Source organism: Microvirga sp. P4_G7 (assembly GCF_056401005.1).
In genome coordinates this window covers 1-4,742 of record NZ_JBFUKD010000266.1, presented here as the reverse complement: position 1 = coordinate 4,742, position 4,742 = coordinate 1, and the positions used below count along the sequence as shown (strand labels likewise).

Sequence of the window (4,742 nt, the reverse complement as noted above, 5' to 3'; positions counted from 1 at the left end):
GACTTTCCATGAAGGCTTTCGAGCGAAAGACATAGAGCTGCATCCAATGGCGCAGATTTTCCACCGTGCCGATCGTTTCAACGGCCGCGTTGGACACCGTACTCTGCACGAACGGAATGCCGAAGGCGGCCGCCGCCCGCGCGAGGGCGAGATCGCCTTGCCGGGCGAACAAGCCGCAAAATCCCATGGGGGCGATCAGAATCGGGAGGGGAGTCGCGCGTCCCAACAGGTTCGTTGCAGGATCGACCGCACCGCATTTCACCAATGTTCTCGGAATGAACGCCAGCTCGTCGAACACCGCCCGATTGCGCTGGAGCGTCACCTCGTCCTCCGCTCCCCCTTCCAGATACTCGAACACGAACGCCGGCAAGCGTCGCTGCGCCATGTGACGCAATTCGGCGATCGAGAGCGCCTTGTCGACCTGTCTGCTTCTCGTGAAGGCCCGAGCCATGGAGCGCACCTTTAGAGGGAGAGAACCTTGCCGGTGTTGAGAATATCGTTCGGATCCAGCATGCGCTTGAGAAGCGCCATGAGCTCGAGCTCTTCCGGGCTGCGCGAATAGGCGAGATAAGGCTTCTTGAGCAATCCGATGCCATGCTCCGCCGAAATCGATCCTCCAGCGCGGCCGACCGCACCGTAGACGAGCTCGGCGATTTCATCATGCGGTTGGTGTGCGCCGGCGGACGGAATGTTGGAGACGAGATGCAGGTTGCTGTCGCCGATATGACCGTAGCTGAGAAGAATTGCGTCCGGCCAGCGGTCCTTGAACGCCTGTTCCATCTCGACGACGAAGGCGCCGGTCACGCTCGCGGGCAATCCGATGTCGAACGCGGTCAGCGGACCCATGAGACGGCTGTATTCGGAGACGCTCTCGCGCACCGCCCAGAGATCCTTGGCGTCCTTCTCGGACGTGGCGACGATCGCGTCCGAGACCGCGCCGTTCTCGAGCGCATCGCCCAGAACAGCTTCGAGCAGCTCGGCATTTCGCGCCGCGTCAAAGCCGCTCGCTTCGATCAGCACATACACCCCGTGGGCTTCCGCGAACGGCCGGCGCAGGTCCGGCAATCCGCTCGTCATGAAGTCGTAGAAGCTCGGCCACATGACTTCGAATGCGGACAACGACGAACCAAGCCGCGTGCGGGACGTCTTGAGAAGCGCAAGCACCGCGTCGAAATCTGTGCAGCCGCAGAATGCCGAGGATATCGCAGCCGGTCGAGCCTGAAGACGCAGGACGGCCCGCGTGACGATACCGAGCGTCCCCTCGGATCCGATGAACAATTGCTTGAGATCGTAACCGGCGTTGTTCTTGAGCATCTTGTTCAGCGATCGCATGATCGTGCCATCGGGCAAGACGACCTCGATACCGAGAATGTGGTCGCGCGCCATCCCGTAGCGGATGACACGATTACCCCCTGCATTGGTCGCGATATTGCCGCCGATGGAGCAGGAATCGCGAGCGCCGAGATCGAGCCCGAAGAACAAGCCGTTCTCCTCCGCCGCTGCCTGGATCACACCGAGAGGCGTTCCTGCGAGCACCGTCATCGTCGCCATGAACGGATCGATCTCTTCGATGCCGGACATGCGATCGAGCGAGAGAGCGACGCCGCCCGCAATCGGTTGCGCACCGCCGGCGAGACCTGTGAGTCCACCTTGCGGGACCACTGGCACGGAATACCGATTGCAGATCTTGAGGGCGGCCGACACCTCTTCAGTGCTGCGCGGTCTGATCAAAGCGAGCGGACGCACGGGTTCGAGCCCGCTCCAATCGGCGTGGAATCGTTCTGGAATGTCGTTACCGAACACGACGGCCTCACCCAGTTCGGTCCTCAAAGTTTCAATCAGATCCGCATGCATTGCTTAAGCCTTGGCGCGCCTGGAAAGGCGGCAGTAAAAGTGTAAGCGGTAGTTTGACAGCCGTATTTGGTAATGTAAACATACCAATACTCAGCTGGGGGACTTGGCGATGAGCAATGCTTCTGGGCCGTTAGAGGGCAAGGTCGCGCTCGTGACGGGCGCCGCGCAGGGACTTGGGCTCGGCATCGCACGATCCTTTCGCGAGGCTGGCGCAAAGGTCGTTCTCGCGGATATCAACGCCGAGGTCGACGCTGCGGCAAAATCGCTCGACGCTCAGGGTACATCCGCCATCGGCACAGTTCTCGACGTGCGGGACGAGGATGCATTTTCCGCGAGCGTCGATGACACGATCGCCCGCTTCGGCCGTCTGGACATCCTCGTCAACAACGCTGCGATGACGATTTCCAAATCCGTGTGGGATATTCCGGCTGCGGAATGGGACGACGTTCTGGCCGTCAATCTGCGCGGCGTGTTCTTCGGATGCCGCGTCGCTGGACGGCATATGCGCCAGCAGAAATCCGGCCGTATCATCAATCTCAGTTCGCTGGCGGGGCAGCGCGGAGGCGTCGTCGCCGGCGCCCATTATTCGGCCTCGAAGGCCGGCATCATCGTGCTGACGAAATGCTTTGCCCAGGAACTGGCAGGCAGCGGCATCACCGTCAACGCCATCGCACCGGCTGCCATCGAAGGTCCCATGACGAAAGTCATGCCGGCCGAAAAAGTGGAGGGCCTCGCGCGGACGATCCCGGTCGGGCGTCTCGGCTCCGATCATGAAGTCGGCGCCGCCGCGGTCTATCTCGCGTCGGACGCCGCCGGCTTCGTCACCGGCACGACGCTCGACATCAACGGCGGCGTCTTCATGCGCTAGGCGCACATCTTTTCCTGTACCGATCTGAAAGGCGATCCCATGGCTGTCGATTTCGTTGCTCCGGAAGTCCCCAAACCGTACCGCGTCATCCTTCTGGGAGCGGCCACAAACGGTTGGTTCGAGGCGTCCGACGAAGAGCGCCGTGAGAAAGTTCTTCCGCGCTTCAAGGAAATGATCGAGGAATGGCGCGAGATGGGAGCAAAGGTTCTGGCCACCATTGACGACGATCTGTTCATGGTCGGYCAGCCGGGCGCGCCCGATTTCACCTGGTATCTGATCTTCGAAATTCCGTCGCTCGAAGTGTTCGCGGCCATGATTCAATGCGTTCGCCGCACGTCCAACGGCGTGCGTCTCGACCGTTACATCCGGATCGAAGGCCGCCTCGGACGCCCCTTCTTCCTGCTCGAAGGCAAGCATTGATCCTCTGATCAGCGACGCCGGGCCTCAACGGCCGGCGCCGCCGTTGAATTCCGTTTCGATTTGCGCCTTGATGAGCCAGATCTCCGCCTCATGGGATGCGCAGAGTCGCTCCCACCGGTCCGCGTCCATCATTTGCGGACGCCAGGCGCTGAGCATGATCAGGCAGGACGCATCGGAATAGCCCACTGTCCCACCTTCGATGACGCGCGCAGAAATGCGGTGCGAAAGAGAGCTGGGTGTGCCGACCCAATAATCGATCAACCGATGCGCTGGGTCTGGCTCAATGCGAAACCATCCGCGTCCGCCATCGAACAACGACAATCCCGTGTGCAGCTTCGCGGCCTCGTCCAGCGAGGTATCGAAACATCCGAGCGACCATCGTCCGAGTTTGATCGGGTCACACAGATAGGCGAAGGCGCCGTCGGCGGGAGCGTTCACGTGCCTGGTGACCATATGGCCTAAAGTCGAAGTCATATTGTTCTCCACAGATGGCGTCCCCAGCGGGCCTCACATCCATGCCTGCCAATTGAACGAGACACGGCCCGATTTTGTAGCAGCGCTGCTCAAAAATCGAGAAACTATTTTATACTTAAACCTTTTCAGAGAAAAATTTGCGTGATCTTATGATCACATGAGCAAGCCTGTTCTCCATGTGCGTGACGTCGTGCGCAGTTTCGGCGCGCTGCGGGCCGTCGACGGCATCAGCCTTTCGGTTCAGCCCGGAACAATGACCGGGCTCATCGGCCCCAATGGCGCCGGCAAGACCACGTTGTTCGGTTTGATCGCAGGGGCGCTCAGCCCAGATACCGGCGAGATCAGCTTTGATGGACAGCGCATCGACGGAAAAAGCCCCGATCGTATCTTCAGAGCCGGGCTCGCGCGCACGTTCCAGATCCCGCGGCCATTCCCGAGAATGACGGTCGTCGAGAATGTCATGTTGGCAGCTCTCGATCAGACCGGCGAGCGCTTCTGGAACAACTGGTTTTCCATCGGTGCCGTTCAAAAGCAGGAACGACAGATCCGCGAGCGCGCCATGGAGGTACTCGGCTTCACCGGCCTTGCCGCCAAGGCGCAGGACCTCGCCGGTCAGTTGTCGGGCGGGCAGCAGAAACTGCTCGAACTCGCGCGAGTGCTGATCACCGATCCGAAGCTCATCTTGCTCGACGAGCCGGCCGCCGGCGTCAATCCAGCGCTGCTCGAAACCTTGATCGACAAAATCGTCGCCCTGCATGCGCGCGGCGTCGGCTTTCTCATCATCGAGCACAACATGGACATGGTGATGAGCATCTGCGATCCCATCATCGTGATGGCGCAAGGCCGTGTCATCTTCGAAGGCGATGCGGATGGGGTAAGGGCCGACCAACGCGTTCTCGACGCCTATCTTGGAGGCGTCGACCTATGACGGCTCCCGTCCTCGCCGCAAAGAATGTGGTCGCCGGCTATGTCCGCGGAATGCCGATCGTGCACGATGTTTCGGTCGATGTCTCGCCCGGCGAGATCGTCACCATCATCGGCCCTAACGGCGCCGGAAAATCGACATTTCTCAAAGCGCTTGCCGGCCTCGTTCTCTTCGAGGGCGGATCGGTGCAATGCCTTGGAC

Annotated in this window: 7 protein-coding genes; 4 read left to right on the top strand and 3 right to left on the bottom strand. The window is 60.7% G+C overall.

Features of this window, described 5'->3' with window-relative positions; genetic code table 11:
* Both AC1DT3_RS12460 and AC1DT3_RS12455 read right to left on the bottom strand, forming a co-directional pair.
* Window positions 1–451, bottom strand: a 451-nt coding sequence (locus AC1DT3_RS12460) for an alpha-hydroxy-acid oxidizing protein (RefSeq protein ID WP_477465570.1), incomplete at its 3' end; no start/stop codon positions are given.
* 11 nt (window positions 452–462) lie between these two features.
* On the bottom strand, window positions 463–1,854 hold the full coding sequence (locus AC1DT3_RS12455; protein WP_477465569.1) for an FAD-binding oxidoreductase: 1,392 nt from the start codon (window positions 1,852–1,854) through the stop codon (window positions 463–465).
* 109 nt (window positions 1,855–1,963) lie between these two features.
* Between AC1DT3_RS12455 and AC1DT3_RS12450 the strand changes: the two genes are divergently transcribed.
* Window positions 1,964–2,722 (top strand): SDR family NAD(P)-dependent oxidoreductase, encoded by a 759-nt coding sequence (locus AC1DT3_RS12450; RefSeq protein ID WP_477465568.1) that lies wholly within the window; start codon window positions 1,964–1,966, stop codon window positions 2,720–2,722.
* A 39-nt stretch (window positions 2,723–2,761) separates the two neighbouring features.
* Window positions 2,762–3,142, top strand: a complete 381-nt coding sequence (locus AC1DT3_RS12445) for a hypothetical protein (protein WP_477465567.1) — start codon at window positions 2,762–2,764, stop codon at window positions 3,140–3,142.
* Between the two features lie 24 nt (window positions 3,143–3,166).
* On the opposite strand, the gene AC1DT3_RS12440 is transcribed toward AC1DT3_RS12445, so the two are convergent.
* On the bottom strand, window positions 3,167–3,616 hold the full coding sequence (locus AC1DT3_RS12440; protein ID WP_477465566.1) for an SRPBCC family protein: 450 nt from the start codon (window positions 3,614–3,616) through the stop codon (window positions 3,167–3,169).
* Window positions 3,617–3,773: 157 nt separating this feature from the next.
* Between AC1DT3_RS12440 and AC1DT3_RS12435 the strand changes: the two genes are divergently transcribed.
* Together AC1DT3_RS12435 and AC1DT3_RS12430 are read left to right on the top strand one after the other, a co-directional pair.
* Window positions 3,774–4,544 (top strand): ABC transporter ATP-binding protein, encoded by a 771-nt coding sequence (locus tag AC1DT3_RS12435; protein ID WP_477465565.1) that lies wholly within the window; start codon window positions 3,774–3,776, stop codon window positions 4,542–4,544.
* The coding region (locus AC1DT3_RS12430; protein ID WP_477465564.1) for an ATP-binding cassette domain-containing protein at window positions 4,541–4,742 on the top strand (202 nt) is incomplete at its 3' end. The genes AC1DT3_RS12435 and AC1DT3_RS12430, both read left to right, overlap by 4 nt.

What these genes read in the sequence shown, in the direction of transcription:
- AC1DT3_RS12450 (WP_477465568.1), top strand. Translation starts at nt 1,964, where the DNA reads ATGAGCAATGCTTCTGGGCCGTTAGAGGGCAAGGTCGCGCTCGTGACG.
- AC1DT3_RS12440 (WP_477465566.1), bottom strand. Translation starts at nt 3,616, where the DNA reads ATGACTTCGACTTTAGGCCATATGGTCACCAGGCACGTGAACGCTCCC.
- AC1DT3_RS12435 (WP_477465565.1), top strand. Translation starts at nt 3,774, where the DNA reads ATGAGCAAGCCTGTTCTCCATGTGCGTGACGTCGTGCGCAGTTTCGGC.
- AC1DT3_RS12455 (WP_477465569.1), bottom strand. Translation starts at nt 1,854, where the DNA reads ATGCATGCGGATCTGATTGAAACTTTGAGGACCGAACTGGGTGAGGCC.